General features: G+C 50.6%; 14 protein-coding genes. 9 read left to right on the forward strand and 5 right to left on the reverse strand.

The features are described 5' to 3' along the window. Positions 1-91: 91 nt before the first annotated feature. Entirely contained in the window at positions 92-2,434 is a 2,343-nt protein-coding gene (locus ACYVFD_RS07135) for a TonB-dependent receptor (RefSeq protein WP_461089104.1), read from the forward strand. A gap of 103 nt (positions 2,435-2,537) precedes the next feature. Continuing rightward, positions 2,538-3,749, forward strand: a complete 1,212-nt coding sequence (locus ACYVFD_RS07140; RefSeq protein ID WP_461089105.1) for a sialidase family protein — start codon at positions 2,538-2,540, stop codon at positions 3,747-3,749. Positions 3,750-3,921: 172 nt separating this feature from the next. Here the strand turns inward: ACYVFD_RS07140 and ACYVFD_RS07145 are convergent, their stop codons facing one another. Further along, on the reverse strand, positions 3,922-4,320 hold the full coding sequence (locus ACYVFD_RS07145; RefSeq protein ID WP_461089106.1) for a hypothetical protein: 399 nt from the start codon (positions 4,318-4,320) through the stop codon (positions 3,922-3,924). A 228-nt stretch (positions 4,321-4,548) separates the two neighbouring features. Between ACYVFD_RS07145 and ACYVFD_RS07150 the strand changes: the two genes are divergently transcribed. From ACYVFD_RS07150 to ACYVFD_RS07170, 5 genes are all read left to right on the forward strand, one after another. Continuing rightward, positions 4,549-4,797 (forward strand): hypothetical protein, encoded by a 249-nt coding sequence (locus ACYVFD_RS07150; protein WP_461089107.1) that lies wholly within the window; start codon positions 4,549-4,551, stop codon positions 4,795-4,797. A gap of 66 nt (positions 4,798-4,863) precedes the next feature. Next, positions 4,864-5,547 (forward strand): response regulator transcription factor, encoded by a 684-nt coding sequence (locus ACYVFD_RS07155; RefSeq protein ID WP_461089109.1) that lies wholly within the window; start codon positions 4,864-4,866, stop codon positions 5,545-5,547. 4 nt (positions 5,548-5,551) lie between these two features. Then, positions 5,552-6,919, forward strand: a complete 1,368-nt coding sequence (locus ACYVFD_RS07160; protein ID WP_461089110.1) for a sensor histidine kinase — start codon at positions 5,552-5,554, stop codon at positions 6,917-6,919. A 110-nt stretch (positions 6,920-7,029) separates the two neighbouring features. After that, the gene (locus ACYVFD_RS07165; RefSeq protein WP_461089111.1) at positions 7,030-7,347 is read left to right on the forward strand and encodes a hypothetical protein; all 318 of its coding nucleotides are present in this window, start codon (positions 7,030-7,032) and stop codon (positions 7,345-7,347) included. A gap of 123 nt (positions 7,348-7,470) precedes the next feature. Next, positions 7,471-9,123 carry a SulP family inorganic anion transporter gene (locus ACYVFD_RS07170; protein ID WP_461089112.1) on the forward strand — a complete coding sequence of 551 codons (1,653 nt, stop codon included), beginning with the start codon at positions 7,471-7,473 and terminating at the stop codon, positions 9,121-9,123. Here ACYVFD_RS07170 and ACYVFD_RS07175 read toward each other — a convergent pair. The 4 genes from ACYVFD_RS07175 to ACYVFD_RS07190 form a co-directional block, all read right to left on the reverse strand. After that, complete coding sequence (locus ACYVFD_RS07175) at positions 9,073-11,496, reverse strand: TonB-dependent receptor domain-containing protein (RefSeq protein ID WP_461089113.1); 2,424 nt, start codon at positions 11,494-11,496, stop codon at positions 9,073-9,075. The genes ACYVFD_RS07170 and ACYVFD_RS07175 overlap by 51 nt on opposite strands. Beyond that, positions 11,474-12,823 carry an HTTM domain-containing protein gene (locus ACYVFD_RS07180; protein WP_461089114.1) on the reverse strand — a complete coding sequence of 450 codons (1,350 nt, stop codon included), beginning with the start codon at positions 12,821-12,823 and terminating at the stop codon, positions 11,474-11,476. The genes ACYVFD_RS07175 and ACYVFD_RS07180 overlap by 23 nt, the downstream gene beginning before the upstream one ends. Positions 12,824-12,931: 108 nt before the next feature. Beyond that, entirely contained in the window at positions 12,932-14,086 is a 1,155-nt protein-coding gene (locus tag ACYVFD_RS07185; protein ID WP_461089115.1) for an imelysin family protein, read from the reverse strand. 76 nt (positions 14,087-14,162) lie between these two features. Continuing rightward, on the reverse strand, positions 14,163-15,338 hold the full coding sequence (locus ACYVFD_RS07190; RefSeq protein WP_461089116.1) for a DUF4856 domain-containing protein: 1,176 nt from the start codon (positions 15,336-15,338) through the stop codon (positions 14,163-14,165). Between the two features lie 363 nt (positions 15,339-15,701). Between ACYVFD_RS07190 and ACYVFD_RS07195 the strand changes: the two genes are divergently transcribed. Together ACYVFD_RS07195 and ACYVFD_RS07200 are read left to right on the forward strand one after the other, a co-directional pair. Beyond that, a complete protein-coding gene (locus ACYVFD_RS07195; protein WP_461089117.1) occupies positions 15,702-16,130 on the forward strand; it encodes a response regulator in 429 nt (142 codons plus the stop codon). Positions 16,131-16,207: 77 nt separating this feature from the next. Further along, positions 16,208-17,278, forward strand: coding sequence for an alpha/beta hydrolase (locus ACYVFD_RS07200; RefSeq protein WP_461089118.1), 1,071 nt, complete (start codon positions 16,208-16,210; stop codon positions 17,276-17,278). The last annotated feature ends 36 nt before the right edge of the window (positions 17,279-17,314 follow it).

Genomic DNA, 17,314 nt, shown 5'->3' on the forward strand with positions numbered 1-17,314 from the left:
CCGTCTGGCAGATCTGTCTGAGCAGCTCTGTTCCGTTTACCAGCCTTTGGGTCTGGTAACCCATTCGTTTTCAGACTTAAACTAAGCTTTCGTGAATACATTTAAACTTCTCGTGGCCTACGGGCTGTGGGCTATTACTGCGTTTTGTGCGTGGGCGCAGAACGCCAATCAAGGGCTTGTTTTCGATGCCCAGACCAAAGAACCTTTACCGGGCGTAACACTGTCCTGGACGGAGGGTAAGTCGGGAATCGTTACCGATGAGAATGGTCATTTTGCACTCGCTCCACTGCCTTCGAAAGTAGTTGTTTCGGCAGTGGGGTATCATCGTCAGGAGGTTTCTATAACGCCTAACCAGCCTGTACGAATCTCATTGGAGCCTGCCGTTGAAAATTTACAGACTGTAGTGGTGACTGGCAATCGGGAAGCGGCCCTTCGTACCGAAACGCCCATCGCCATCTCGAAACTCTCGCCCAAACTGATCGAGGAAACCAAGCCGACTAGTATTTACGAAGTCATCAATAAAACGTCCGGTGTGCTGATGGTGAATCTCAATAACGAGCAGCATATGATGGCGATTCGACAGCCGATGACCACCAATGCGTATTTCCTGTACCTGGAAGATGGGGTGCCGATTCGGCCGATGGGCGTATTCAATCACAACGCTCTGCTGGAGTTGAATCAGTTTACGGTTAGCTCGATTGAAGTGGTGAAAGGGCCGGTTTCGTCGATCTATGGTCCAGAGGCCGTAGGAGGAGCCGTCAATTTTATTACCCAGCGCCCCACGGCAGTACCAACGGCCAGGGTCGGCATTCAATTCGATCAGTGGGGATACAAACGACTTCAATTTGGTGCGGGTGCCCGGCAGGGTAAGTTCGGTATCTACGTGGGTGGGCTAGTTGGGCGTCAGCGTAATGCCTGGCTCGCCAGCTCCGACTACGATAAGTCGTCGTATTTTACTCGTCTTGAATATGCTTTTACACCCCAAACTCGCCTGACGGGTACGGTGTCGTACAACGATTATTCTTCGCAAACCAGCGGCAGCGTCGATAGCACAGCCTTTTTCGCCCGGCAATACGTGAGTACGACGGATTTTACGTATCGGAAAACGTTCTCGTTCCGAAGCCGGCTGACCCTCGAACACGACTGGAAGAATGGCTCACAGTCGTTTCTGACGGCTTTTGTTCGGGATAACAGTGTGGGGCAGAATCCGGCCTATTCGATTCGCTGGACAACGGGTTCAGCAACGGCAACTGGTCAGGTTAACAGCAACGATTTCAGCAGTTCTGGATTCATCGCTCAACATACACAACGACTGAATTTTCTGAATAGTAAGCTGATTGTCGGGGCCACACTCGATCTGTCGCCCAATACCTATTCCGCTTACCAGACGGACTTGACGACCGAGTTGCGGGCTGACAAAAAATCAGTCCTGAAATATACGCAGGTGGCCGAACGGCCAGATATTCAACTAGCCAACTACCAGGCTGATATTCATAATCTGGCGGCTTACGTGCAATACGATCTGGAGCCCTTGCCAAAACTTCGGTTATCGGCTGGACTGCGTTACGACCGCATGGCATTCGATTATACCAATGCGCTCGATAAAAGCTCGGGGAGTAAGGAGTACAGCCAGGTAACTCCGAAACTTGGGGCTACTTATGATCTGGGCAATGGCAAGGGACTATACGCCAATTATGCCAAAGGATTTTCGCCCCCAGCCCTTACCTCGATTTTTCTGAAACGAACCACCCCAACGGCTAGTGGCGATTTGTTCTACTACAACCTCCAACCGGCCAAATTCGACAATATGGAAATTGGCGGCTGGGCGTCGCTGCTGAACAACAAAGTGTACATCGATGTGGCCCTGTATCAGATGAATGGAACTAATGAGTTGCTCAGTATCCGCCAGCCTGATAACTCGACGGATTACCAGAGCGCAGGCCGGACGATGCATCGGGGTGTTGAATTAGGGCTTACCTACCGACCATCGAAACAACTGTTTGTCCGGTTCGGCGGAACGCATGTGGTGCATCGGTTCGTGGAGTTTACCCTTAGTCAGCGGGTGTCGGATGTGATTCAGAATGTAAATGGTAAAGACATGCCTTCGGCACCGCGTACACTTTGGAATACCGAAGTAAGTTACTATCCGGCCTGGGCTAAAAATCTGCGGGCATCGCTCGAATGGCAGCACGTATCGGGCTGGTATCAAAACCAGATCAACACCATTCGCTATGATGGTTACGACTTCGCCAATGCCCGACTGGGCTACCAATGGAAAGGTATTGAGCTGTATACCAATGTTATGAACGTGACAAACGTACTCTATGCGACCAACGCCACACGCGGCAATAACGCCACCGACCGAACAACCTACACGCCAGCGGCACCACGCACGTTTGTGATCGGGGTTCAGTATAGTTTCTCAGGTAAATAAAATGTTCTTTTTCGACAGGATTGATTTTTCTGGTAGCCATCCTATTTCATCCTGTTAATCCTGTCGAAAAACATTTCTGTGTAATCAATAAAGAAGAGAATTTATGAAAAGCTTATTGACCTTACTTTTTTTGCTGGGCCTGATCGCCGGAAAACCGGGGAAAGAAACGGCCCTTTCGGACCCGCAGTTTGTGGGAGCCGTACCGCGCCTGACGACCGATGCGGCTGGTAATCCATTGTTGAGTTGGGTCGAAAAGCTCAGCGAAAAAGAAGCTGCGTTCTACTTCGCTATCTCGACCGATGGGGGACAAACGTTTGGGGAGAAAATCCGGGTAAAAGCACCCGCCGGGCTGTCGGCTCATGCCGAAGGAATGCCTAAACTAGCCGTAAAATCCGACGGAACAATGCTGGCCATTTTTGAAGTTCCCCGGCCCACAGCGGAATCCCGATTTGCGGGGGATCTGCTATACACCCTCTCGACCGATGGAGGGAAAAACTGGACGGATTACCGGCCCGTACACCAGGATGCAACGCCCGGAAAAAGTCATTCATTCGCCGATATCACTCGCTTGCCGAACGGTGAAATTGGGGCTGTCTGGCTTGATGAAAAATTGCCTGGGCAGGAGGGTCGGCCGGTGGTATTTGCGCAAACGACTAAGGGCAAAGGGTTTGGATCGGCTGTACTGGTCGATGAAAATGCCTGCCAATGCTGCCGAACCAACGTGTTTGTCGATAGCCAGAAACGGATTCATCTGACCTATCGGGATATGGTCTCTACGGGCACAGGCAAAGTCGCCGACCGTGATATGAGTACGTCGGTGTCGGCTGATGGAGGTAAAACATTCAGTAAACCGCAGGTCGTTTTTGCCGATCATTGGCAGGTAGCAGCCTGTCCGCATGCAGGGCCGGTGATGGCGCAGCTAGGTAATGATATGCTGGTAACCTGGTTTTCGGGTAGAGAAGGGTCAGCGGGCCTGCGACTGGCCAGATTAGGCTCGGATAAGCTGGTATCGAGTGTATTGACGAATCGGGCCAAACATCCGCAGATTTCAGCCGTCAACGGACGGTTGGTCTGGGTCTGGGATGAATCGGTTTCTAAAGACGGCTCCGGCGAAATGGGTTCGTTTGTGCAGCGGATTGGAATGCGAACGATGGTTGGCCAACACGTCAGTGCTACCACCTACCTGACGCCCGAAACGGTCAATGGTACATATCCGGCGGTATTATCGACAGAGAAAGGAACGCTGGTAGCCTATGAACAGAGCAAAGACAAACAGAACGCTGTGATCGTTGTCCGGCTGCTGGATGCATTGTAATGGCTTAGAATCATGTATTGTGTATACCCCCAGCTGACCCAGCTACACATTTCAGATGTGGTGTCGGTTACTAATAACCGACACTGTGCGGTTTCTCAAAACCTATTGTTTCGTTCGGTTTTGAGAAACCGCACAGTGGCAGATTGAAGAATCTGCCACCACATCCATTACGCTATCTGCGGTGTTGACTACTGTCGGTCTTGCTGCCGGTTCGGGGAAGGATTCGATTACCTTTCTTTTTATCGAACTGCGTTTCGTTATCCCGTTGAGGGTTGTGACTGCCCGTTGACATTTTACCAGCCTGTCGGCGACTGATATCCGATTCTGTGCTGACGGATGATTCAGGAATGGGTCGGTTCGACTTTTTGCCCGTCGATTTACCCATCTGCTGCGCGTCCTTGTTATAGGGAACGCCTTTCCCTTTCAGTTGACCATTGTTGGCGTTTCCGGCATGGCTGGTCGTGGCCGAACCTTGCTTGCCGGCATTGGTTTCGGTGTTGGACGATTGCGCTCGGGCACTCATTAGACTAACACACGAAATTAGGGTCGTAATAATCAGTAGGTTTTTCATACGTTGAATGCATTTACGTAGGTCAAAGACATACATCTATGAAACCGTTTGCACCAGGAATTGTCTTCTGATCAATAGGTAAATAAGGGAATGGCCCCTCGTAAATGCACTTGGCGGATAGATAACTTGCTGATTGTTTGGGTTTTGATTCGGCAGTGAGGTTGTTTGTTCGCCAGTAGGTAAACTGTTGAGGTCTGAAGCCGTTCTACCGAAAAACGACTAGCTATTATGAAACTAGGGGAACGGTTACTGAAGCAACTCACTAAAAAATATGAGCCATCGCATATGGTGGCATTTCGGTTTGGTCGCTACGATGTCGCTGTGAAGACCGATGATGAAGGAAATCCAGTTTTAGCCTTTGTTGGGAAAGCCAACGAACATGGTATCATCAAAGGCGACCAATTCAACCGACACCTTGTGAAAAATGCCCAGGGGGTTATTATCAAAGATCACTGGGACTATAAAGGTAAAGTCTAGGGGCAAGGTCTAACCAAAAAACCCGTAATTTCGCTGCGACCGGGTGAGTCGCTATGGGAGGACATTATGCGGATTTTAATCGTAGAAGATGAATGGGAAGTGGCATCGCTTATCAAAAATGGCCTGGAAGAGTATGATTTCAGCGCCGATATTGCGGGCAACGCCATGGAAGCCAACCAGCACCTTGCCGAGCATGAATACGATACGGTCATTCTGGATGTGAACCTGCCCGTCATCAGCGGATACGACCTGTGCCGCATGATTCGGAATAAGTTCGAAACGCTGCCCATTCTGATGCTGACGGCCTTCGGCAGTACCGAAAATAAACTGACGGGTTTCGATGCCGGGGCCGACGATTACCTGGTGAAACCCTTTGAATTTCGGGAGCTGGTGGCCCGGCTGCGGGCGCTGAACCGACGCAACGGGGTTGTTGCTCAGGAACCTACGGTGCTTAAAATCGCTGACCTCGAATTTAACCTGCAGAGCAAAGCTGTGAAGCGGGGTACTCAAAAAATTGGTCTGACTGCCCGCGAACTGGCCCTGCTGGAATTTTTTATGAAGAACGAAAACCGGGCGCTCACCCGGCAGGACATTATGGAACACGTTTGGGACCTTGCCTTCGATACGGGGACCAACGTGGTCGATGTGTACGTCAATTACCTGCGTAAAAAGATCGATAAAGATTTTCCGCTCAAACTGATTCATACCATTAGCGGTATCGGCTACATTATGCAGGTTTCCGACCAGTAACTCCATGAAAATACGCACACGCCTTTCGTTTACGTTTGTGGGGGTCGTTGCGGCTATACTGCTCCTGTTTTCGTTTGTGGTGTATGCCACCGCCGAATATTTCCGGCAGCGGGACTTCTATCTTCGGCTGAGTGATAAGGCAAAAACGACGGCCCGTCTGCTGCTCGACGAAGAGGAAATCGATACGCGGTTGCTTCGGATTATCGAGCGAAACAATCTGACAGCCTTACCTCAGGAACAGATAAACGTGTACGACCAGCAGGGGCGACTCGTTTATTCGACGCAGTCCCGCTCCATTGTAGAACCGGTTGTCTTACAGCGGATTCGGGAGAAAAAAGAGATTTTTTTACGGCAGAATCAGGTCGAAATTGTCGGGTTTACGTACCTGCACAAGCAACGGGAATATGTGCTGGTCGCGTCGGCATACGATCAGTATGGGATCGAAGAAATGGGGCATCTGAGCACCATCATGGCGGTGGGGCTGGTCTGTAGCCTGGCGTTGGTGGGTGTGGTGGGGTGGGCCTATGCCGGCCGATCCCTGCGACCCATTTCCAAAGTGATTCAGGAAGTAGACCAGATTACCGCATCTAATCTGAATCGACGGTTAACGGCGGGTACCGATCAGGATGAGATTGCTCAACTGGCCCGCACCTTCAATCTGATGCTCGACCGGATGCAGGAAGCCTTTGAAGTACAGCGCAACTTTGTCGCTAATGCATCGCACGAATTGCGAACGCCACTCACCATCATTACCGGTCAGATCGAGGTGACGCTCATGAAACGGCGCACTGTTGAGGAGCACGAGGCCAAGTGGCGGGCGGCTCTGGATGTGATTCAGCGGATGAACAAACTGACCAACAACCTGCTCAACCTGACGTTGGTAAGTCTGGGGGCTACGCCCTTGAAATTCAGTGAGGTAGCCGTCGATGAAGTGATTTATCAGGCGGCTCAGATGCTGATGAACCATCAGGAAGAGTACTCGGTCGTGTTCTCGTTTGATGGTGAAGTCGCAGCCATCCAGCCGTCGCTGACGATTGAGGGGAATAAATCGCTGCTGTATTCGGCGTTCTTCAACCTGATGGAAAACGGATGTAAGTTTTCCGAAAAAAAGCAGGTGAAGGTGACGCTGGGAGCGAACAGCCGCTGGGTAACGATCCAGTTTGACGACGAAGGCATTGGTATTTCGGAAGCCGATCTCAAGCAGATTTACGAACCGTTCTTCCGGGCGCAGAATGTCAAGCGCATTCACGGGCACGGAGTAGGCTTGCCACTGACCTATCGAATCATTCAGTTGCATTACGGCCAGATTGACGTGACCTCACAACCCGGTCAGGGGACCTCCTTCACCGTCCGCTTACCCAAATCGTTCTAATCGATCTCTAATCAACTTCTAACATACCTCTCATGAACTTCTAACAGACCCTTAATGACGGGTTAGGTTAGTTGAAAGAACTTTGTTGTCTGAAAAGCTACGTACGATTTATGAACGGTTTTCAAGCTATGGACAACAGGAACGTCAATAAGAGAAATCCAGCTAAATACATCAACTGGCTGACGGTCTGGGGGCTCGTCGTGGGCTGTATTGCTTATAATCAGTATGTCGATAATCGGCAGAAGCGATTGATAACGAAGGAGTACCGAACGCAGTATGAAATCGAGAGCCAGCGGGCCGATTCGCTCTACAAAGAAACCATCCGGCTGGAGCAACGCCTTCAGCAGATAGAAACCGCAACCGGACGAAAACTGTCGACCCGGCAGCCGGCCGGTTCACCAACTGTATTGACCGCCCGCGAATTGTAAGTGGTCGATGCTCGTAAGTCCTGCCTTAAACGGCTGCTCTGAAATGCCTCGTACAGAGCCGCCTGTTTAGGGCAGGCACTATTGTTTATCGGATACAACCAAATCACAGATAAGACTTATACTATGCTCAACGTTAATGAATCAATTGATAAGAAAAACCGACTGGGCGACATTCGGGGCGGGGCCATTTCATTTCTGGTAGCCGTGCCGCTTTGTCTGGGAATTGCCCTGGCTTCCGGGGCTCCTTTATTTGCGGGCATCATTGCCGGTATTGTGGGTGGGCTGATCGTTGGAATAGCCAGTCGGTCGGCACTGAGTATTTCGGGGCCCGAAGCCGGTTTAATCGTTGTGACCCTGAGTGCCATTCAGGCATTAGGTTCGTTCCCTGCCTTTCTGCTGGCGTTGTGCATTGCGGGCCTTTTTCAGATCGGTTTTGGCTTCGCCAGAGCCGGAAACGTCAGTAATTTCTTTCCATCGTCGGTCATCAAAGGGATGCTGGCTGGTATTGGTGTCATGCTGATTATCAAGCAACTGCCACACCTGGTCGGGTACGATGCCGATGCCGCCGAAGGACTGGTACTGTTTCAGCCAAACGGCTTCGACCTGAACGAGCAACTGCGCATGGCCATGAGCCAGTTTAGCCTGACTGCTATTCTGATTACCATCGTTTCGCTTTTTGTATTTTTCCTGTGGGAGCGACCTTCATTTAAGCAGCAGGCGTTTGCCAAAAATGTACCCGCAGCGCTGATCGTCGTTGTGTTTGGGATTCTGACCAATGAGCTCATGAAACTGATGGCTCCGCAATGGGCCTTGTCGGGTAATCATCTGGTGCAATTACCCGTCCCCGACAGTGTGGGCGCTTTTTTTCAGTTGTTTACCTTTCCCGATTTTTCACAGTGGAACAACCCGCTAGTGTATTCATCGGCCATCGCTATTGCGCTGGTTGCCAGTCTGGAAGCGTTACTGGCGGTTGAGGCCTGCGATGAACTGGACCCGCTGAAACGGAAAACACCCGCTAACCACGAACTGAAAGCACAGGGCATCGGGAATGTGATCAGTGGACTGATTGGCGGTATTCCGCTGACGTCGGTTATTGTTCGGAGCTCGGTCAGTATCAATGCGGGGGCTCGTACCAAACTAGCGGCTTTGCTGCACGGGTCGCTGTTGTTGGTTTGCGTAGTAACACTGCCATCGGTGCTGAACAAAATTCCCTGGGCAAGCCTGGCGTCGATTCTGCTGGTAACGGGTTATAAACTGGCACGGGTCGATATTTTCAAAACTACCTTTGCCGAGGGGCCTGCCAAATTCATTCCTTTCTGCGTTACGGTCCTGGCTGTTGTGCTGACCGACCTGCTGATGGGTATTGGCATCGGTATGGTGACGGGCATATTTTTCATCCTGCGCGATCATTACCGGAACACACACCGGGTTCGGACCGAGTGGGAAAGCGACATCAAACGAATTCATGTCAGTTTGGGCGATTATGTGTCGTTTCTGAGTAAGGCCCGCTTGATGAAGCTGCTGAAAAGTGTACCCGATAATGCAATTGTCGAGATCGACGGGAGCCAGTCATCCTATATCGACACGGATGTGGTTACGGCTATTCAGAACTTCAGTATCGGTGCCAAACAACGAAATATCCGGCTCATTTTTCGGCCCAGCCCAAACGCCGATGTACTACCGGTTTACAGCTTCGACGACACACGGACTAGCACTCTGAAGGATTCACAGTTTCACCTGCACGGTCAGATAGACACTGCGGCCGTCGGAAGGTAGGATTCCAGGACCTGGATAACCCGTAGCCCGCCGGGTAAAATAGGTGGTATTGGCGAGGTTATTCAGGCTACCTTCTACCCGAAATTTGCTGAACTGATACGACAGGCTGGCATCCATAATCGTATAAGCCGGAATCAGGCCAATCACGGCCGACACGCCACCTTCACGGGCGTTGGTTGCATCCGAGAACTGGTTGGAGAGGTGGGTGTACTGGAAAGAGGCTTTCAGGTTTTTGTAGCCCAGCCGTACCCCGCTTTTGAGGTTTACATTAGGCACAAATTCAACCTGATTACCTACCACTCCGGCCACTTCACTGGCTTTGTATTCGGAATGAATCAAGGCCACATTGGCAAATAGAACCCCGCTCAAGTCTGTATTAGCTGGGTTGGCCAATCGCAGAAAATCCGCTTCGGCATAGGATTCCAGCCCCATAATAACAGCCTGACCGATGTTGCCCCGCCGACGGAGCACCCGCTGGCTTTCGTCGTAGAACTGCACTTCGCCGATGCGGTTGTTATAATTCAGATAAAAGGCACTGATGTCGAAATTGTACAGCGTCGTTTGGGTGCTGCGGATGCCCAGATCGAGCGAATAGCCTTTCTCATCCTGCAAGTTCGGGTCGATCACCTGCGATGGGTTCGCAATACGCATGTCGCTGAACGTGATGGATCGGTAGTTCTGCGATAGATTTCCGTAAATGTCTAGCTGACTCGTTGGTTTATAGCTGATACCCAGTCCCCCTAACACAAACTGTCGGCCATTGGTCCGGTACTCGCTGGTTCGGGCCGAACTGATGATATTACCTGCCAGATCCCGAATCGTCGTACCGTAAAATCCATCGGCAGTGGTATAAATGTATTCGTAGCGTAGGCCGGGCGTGAGGGAGAGCTTTTCGCCCAGGTAAATGATATTTTCAGCAAAGGCCGACACGTTTCGGTTCGGGAATCGGTAGTCGTAGGTAATGGCCTGGGCATCACTAATGAAGTTGAAATCGGCGTCTTTGCCGGTACTGCCTAAGCCCTGAATACTGTGGTTGAACCCGTGATAATAGCGGCTACCGACCAGCAGAACGGCCTGTTGTTTCCCCAGATAATAGCGTTTTAAGTACCGGGCTTCGGCTCCCCAGTTCTGGAAATCCCCTTTGATCAGATCGCGCTCACTGTTATCATCGACACTGGCCACTCGGTTGGGCCGGAAACCCAGCGAATACCGATACGCGTTTAGCCCAAACACCCGCAAATTGACCTCGTTGTTGGTATTGAACTTATGGTCGATATGCAGCGCGGGCATTGTCCAGTTGACCTCAAACCAGTTGCGTTCGCGGTTGCTCTGGCGCGGGTCTTCGGCAAACATGGCATCGGTCAGGCCACCCGGTTGCTGGGCTAGGTAACTCATCTGCGTCAGGTCGAAGCCCACTGTTGTTTTCTCCGAGAATCGGTAATCGAGGTCGGCGTAGGCAGTGTAGTTGGTAAAGTGTGAATTGGGCCGCCAGCCGTCGCCTTTTTTATACTGGAAGAAAGCGTAATAACTTAACTTGCCTACGGTGCCACTGGCACTGGTAAACGTATTATAAAACCCGAACGACCCGAATGTTTGCCGGGCGGTCAATTCCAGTTTACGGTTGGTTACGGGCTTTTTCATGACGAAGTTGAGTAGTCCGCCAAACTGCGTACCGTACTGAAGCGAAGCCGCTCCCCGAACAATCTGAATGCGCCCAACAGCCTCGATAGGCGGAGTGTAATAGCTTTCAGGATACCCCAGTGCATCGGCGCTGATGTCGTAGCCGTTTTGGCGGACGTTGAAATTGGAACTCCGGTTCGGGTCAAGGCCACGACCGCCAATACTGAGCTGTAACCCAGCCCCTTCGTTTTCCCAGATATTCAGCCCAGCTACACGGGCGTAGATCTGCCGGGCATTGTTGGTGGCCAGATTAGCCACTAGTTGTTCCGGCAAAATCACTTCCGACTTCTTGCCTTCGTAAATGCCCATGCTTTCCACACCTCGCATGCGCGTAAAGCCAAAGTCCGACTGCTTATCCGTAACCGTCACTTCCGTCAGATTCTCCTGCCGACTACTTAGCAGAATCGTTATGGGCTGATCCTGGTTACGAATGGATACCGTTTGTTTGGAAGCTTTAAAATCCTGACTGGTTATTTGCAACAGGTGTTCGCCAGTCGGCAGATTGGTAAAAACGAACCGTCCAAGACTATCGGTAGTTACACTACGTTTGCCGTCGTTCAGATAGACTGTACAGCCTTTTATCACAGTGCTATCCTGTCGTGCCCGTACCGTACCCAGGAGACGGTATTGGGCAAAAACACTGGTGGTAAGCGCGAAGCTTGCTAAAAAACTAAAAACCGTAAATCGTATCATGAAATGGCGTAATCCATGGTTTAGGCTTGAATGAGTCCTGCTCATTGGCCAGGTTTGTGTTGGGGTCGATGAGTGGTTTGCCGAGTCGGCCGTTCAGCGCTACGTAGGAGTCTACATACACTTCGGGGTGCTGGAAACCATGCTGCGCGTAATAATCCCGCAGGATGTGCGCGTATTGCAGGAGCATATCGGGTTGAGTCGACATCATTTTCTCCTGCAAGGGGGTGAGGAAATGACTGTTATTGACAATGGTTTGATGGCCGAGCTGATCTTTAATCGTGAACTGAGCATAACCCGCTTTCTCCATGAGCATCACCCGCCACGAAAATCGATAGCCTTGTTCCGTCCAGAACAATTCGCCCGGATACAACAGATAGCGTAATGGAAATAGAAGCTGGACAACAAAAAAGAGGGCGAAAAAGCCCAGTGTTGCTGTCTTCACAACGGGCGAATACGCATAGGTTCGGTGGGGATGCAGAAGCCGGGAGGATACCGAGAACCAATGACCTAGCTGGTTAATAATCCGTTGATGAAAATTGGGCGAGAAAAAAATCAACGCCGTCACAATCATAATGTAGGGAAACATCCCGATGGGGAAAAGCAGCGCCGTAAGTCCATGAAAGACAACGACAGCGATATAGGCAAACGGTCGTGTAGCGTGGTTCCAGAGCAGAAAGGGTATGCTCAGATCATACATGCAGCCAAACACACTAAAAACATAGGGCACCCACGGGTAATTGAACAGAAAGCCGATAAGCGGTAGGTCGTTATGGGCCGGTAACCAGATGCGCAACGGTTGCGCGTGCAGAATCCAGTCGCTGTTCAGCTTGGCTAAACCGGCAAATACATACAATAAGGCGACAAACAGTTTGAGCGAGTCGATACACCAGGCTGGTATCTGATCGGCCAGCAACGTCCGACGCCGATACGCATCGACTGAAAAGTACGCGTGGGCGGGTAGAAACAGGAGCAGCAGACAAACCAAACTCACGAAGTAGTAATGGTTCAGATAGGTGCTCTTGTCCATGAGTTCGATATAGGTGAAACTCAGAAACAGGCTTATGATAGCAACCCGGTAGACTAGCCCAATCGCTACCAGTAAGGCCGACAGGCCACAAATCGCAAACAGAACCCAGGTGTATTCACCCAGCGGTTTTACAAAGTCAAACCCGTAGAATGGGAAGAAGTAGTGCGGTTTTTCGTACAGTTCCGCAATCCAGCCGTTGCCCCAGAAACGAATAATGCTCCCGAAGAGCATGAACCCAAACAAGATCCTGAAAAGGGCAAGCGGAGCTGCTGAGGTCGTTTTATGAAAATAAGCAGGCATTATAAAAAGAGTTTTCAGTCTACTGGTTTCTGTCTTTAGTTGGCTGACGCATCCATGTTTCTCGCGTCAGCCAACTAAAGACAGAAACCAGTAGACTGAAAACTGTAATTAATCTCCATCGTTATCCGTGTAGGTGATCGTGATGCTCATGGCTGAGGTCATGTCCACTTTCAGCATCCGAACGGCTTTTTGCATTTCCGTATACACTTGAGTTACAGCCGCGTTATTGGTTTTGACTTCGTCCGATAGGTTGGCTTTCAGAGCGCTAAGCTTTTGATTGACCAGGTCAAACTGGGTATTGATGATATCGGCGAGCGATTTGCCGGTTTGGCTGTCTTTTGCGCCCAGACTAGTCAGGTAGCTTTTCAGGCCGGGGCCTTCCTGTCCGGTTTTTACGCTCTTGCCATTGAAGAAATCGACAGATGCCTGATGGGCTGTTTTGGCCAGTGTCAGGGCGAGATCTTTTTTATAGTACGCTTCTACCTTATCGGGCGATACGGTCCCGCTGGTCATGGCACCCGATGGAATGCCGATTTTACCCGACCGGATGTAGCGTTCGTAGTTCAGTACGTAGCCATTGACCAGTTTGCCGGTGGAGCAGCCAGCATTGAGCGCTGTACAGTTGATAAATGTATCTCGATACCCACCCGTCGTCCACTGGGTATACACGGTTGTGAACACCGAGTTCATCTGCGTGGTCAGGCGCTTTAGGTAGGCGATTCGTTTGGCGGCATCGGCGGCTGTCGTGTACCGCGCCACCATCTCATCGTCGGTGTTGCCAAGGCCATTGATCAAGTAATCCAGTGCCGGAAACCCCTGTTTCGGGTAGGAGAGCGGTACCTCAAAGGAGCCCGAACCAGCCGCAATATAGTCTTCGATGCCCGTTGTACTGGCCGGGTAGATGTTGAAAAAGTTGCGAAGCGTATACTGCTCAGCCGGACCCACATCGAAGAGTTCAACTTTCTGCCATTCGGTGTAGGCATCCACCCAGGACTGCCGAAACTCGGCCAGGGAAGCCTTATCCGGTTTAGCCGCAAACGCATCCGATTTGGTGATCATCGCGTCCAGCTTCGTTTTAAAATTGGCATAGGCCGGTACAATAATGTTGTCGGCGATGCTGGTAAGCATGGCCTTCCGGTCGCTGTCGGCCTGATTCGTGGGGTTTGTTGGCGTAGGCGTATCGGTGCCGCCACCTGAGCAGGCCCAGAGCGTACCGAACACGATACACGCAAAACCGACCTGTTTCCACCTGATTTGTTTCATGAGTTTTGAAAAAGGGACAGAGCGGTATTAAAAACACCGCCCTGTATCGCATTGAATTGGATGAAGAAAAGAAAGATTACTGAATATTAAACTTGGCTTTGATGGCGGTTGAAGCCGCATCAATTTTAGTATTCGTTAAACCCCAGAAGCCATTGGGGGCTGAGTAAACCAGATTCGTTAAAATACCATCGGAGAAGGCAGCATCGGCATTGTTCAGTTTAGCATACCGTAGGCTATAGATGAAACCCAGACCCTCGCCCATGGCGTGAGCAGCGGCTGCTGTGTTGGTGCCTGCCGTTTTCCATTTGCCCAGATAGCCAAGTGCCGCTCCTGCAATGGCTTTTTCCATCGCCGACCGGATGAAGGTGGCCTGCGTTTTCAGGGTCGTCATGTCGTTGTTGACAATAGCCGCCCGGCCGGTCAGCAGTGCCTTATGAATTTTCGGGAAGTCGTCCTTATTATACTCCCACAGGTATGAACCAATGAAGCTTTCACCCGATGAGGTAGCGGTTGCTTTTGAGCCGTAAACGGGATTGGCCGTGATGATGCCGAAAATCTGATCCCAGTTCTGCTCAAGCTGTGTATAGCTTTTACCGGCTACCAGCGTCGTGTTGTCGGCCGCCAGGTTTTTGTCGCTCAGCAGAACATTGGCAATGTAATCGACCTGGAAAGCGCCAATGAGTGATTTCTGAATAATCTGCGCCCATTCGATGCCTTTTTCATCGACCAGGTAGGTGCCCAGTTTGCCCGCTTTTCCTTCGGAGGCCGTAGCCGTAGCCGATTTGCTGGCTGTTGCCATGGCGGTGAAGGCCGCTTCAATGGTTTGCCGTTCTTTTTCGGCATCGGCCGACGATAACGAAGAAGCCGTTAAGGCCCGAAGCTGAACGCCTGAGGTGTTGAGTGCGGTATTGGCTGTTCCCGAAAATGGATTGCTGGTATTTGAAAACATATTTTTTAGAGCAGTCGCATCGAGCACTGCACCCGTGCTGGCAGCCGTACCATTGTAGGTATTGATAGCCCGGAACATCGATAGTAACGTGCTGCCCGTAGTCAGGTCGACCGTTTTGGCTCCTTTGTCATCGACAAAGAAGTTAGCATAGGTGGTAGTATCGGTCAGTTTGGCGTAATCAACAGATTTGCGGAGTTGAGGACGAACGGTTGTTGGATTTTCATCTCCGTCTTTACAGGAAGCCAGAACGGCACATAACGCGAGAAAAGGAACGAGTCGAGAAAGGCGAGAAAGCTTTAGCATGAATCAATCGGTTGTCAGATTTCGCCTGCAAAACTAATCACTATTTAGACTAAGTATAAAATTAATTTAGATTTTTTTTAAATAACCTACTGGTTAGGTGCAGATGAATGGCTGAATGTTGGCAAAAACTGATTAAAGGAATATTAAATAATTGCCTGATCAGTAGTTTATTATTCGGTAGATTGGTACATTTGAGTCCGCTCTAATGCAACACACCAACGACCTAACTGCAATTCTTGCGCTCGCTGAATAACACGATTCTCATGTAATCGGCGTTGAACTATAGAATTCGCTTAGTCTTAAAAGGCCTTCGTCGCACCGTAATCAGTCGGTGAAATGCTAAGTACTCAAACCAGTCTAGTCATGGCTTTTCACCTGTCAGCAAGCTATATCCCAGTTAATCCGCCCTCTGTCTGGGTGGTTGATGACGATGAGGATGACCGGCTCTTTATCCGTTCGGCTTTTGAGGACCTGAAAACGCCGGTTAGTGTGCTGATGCTTACCGATGGGGATCAGGTATTACCCAACTTAAGCCGTGCCGAGACCATGCCTCAGTTAATTCTGCTGGATATTAATATGACTCGGCAAAATGGGTTTGAAACACTGGCTCAGTTACGTAACACCCCTACCTATGCTGAATTGCCGGTTGTGATGCTGACCACCTCTACGGATAAAACCGACCGCCAGCGAAGCCTGGCTCTGGGCGCTAACCAGTGTCTGACCAAACCAGCCAGTTATCATGAACTGGTCACGATGATCACCTCGCTCAGCGAACGCTGGGCATTAGCCTGATACTAAGGCAACGGCTCGCCTGCTACTGTTTTTGACGGGTTTTTGAACCAACTTTTAGGGTATCCGATTCTGTACGTATGTCGTTACGTTTAGAGTTGAATACGCCTGTTCACGATGATCGCCCGGTATTTGTGTCGGGCAATTTCTGTGACTGGTATCCCGATATAGACCTGTTTCGAATGCAGCCCGTTGGACCAGGGCAGTATAGCTATGAGTTTCCGGATACATTGACGCTTCCCCAACAACTTGACTATAAATACACCCGTGGAGGCTGGGACCATGTGGAGCTGGATGCATCCGGCGAGTCGGTCGCAAACCGAGTAGTTTCGGCCAATATAGCGCAGACGCAGGATTTTGTACCTCACTGGCGGTGGTATGGCATGCCGTTCAACCCTGTATGGCTGCCCAAAATCGAACTGCTTGGCGACACCTTTGAGGCCCCTAACATCAATCAGATGCGCCGGGTGCATGTGTTGCTTCCGCACGATTATGCCCAGAGCAACAAACGCTATCCGGTTCTCTACCTGCACGACGGGCAGAATCTGTTTGGAGGAGGTGCCGGGTACGGAAGTTGGGAAATTGACCAGAAAATGGCCCTGCTGGCAGCTCGAAACCACCATGAAGTCATTCTGGTGTCAATCGAGCATGCCGAAGAGGGGCGGATTCGGGAGTTTACGTTCCAGACTACCCGAGCCGGAAAAGGGAAGGGGCAATATTACCTCGATTTCATTCGTCATATCATCAAACCGATTGTCGACAGCCGCTACCGAACCTTGCCCGATGCCGAACACACCGGTATTGGAGGAAGTTCACTGGGTGGATTGATCAGCATCTATGCCGGACTGATGCATCCGAATGTGTTTGGTCGATTGATGGTATTTTCGCCTTCGCTCTGGATTTCACCTAAAATCTATTTCGACGCCATTCGCTTTAAAGCACCCGTATCCATGAAAATTTATGCATACGGTGGCGAACAGGAGTCGCGGTATATGATTCCGAATATCCAGCGGTTTCAGGAAGCACTGGCCCGGCAACAGTACGGTGGTAATCCAATCGATATTCATTTGTCCGTCGACCCTACAGGTACCCACCAGGAAGCCCACTGGAGCCGGGAATTTCCGAAAGCAGTGGAGTGGCTATTTTATTGATAAGTTTACCATTAGCTATCAAGTCAAACTATTTTC

It is taken from the genome of Spirosoma gilvum (genome assembly GCF_054776815.1).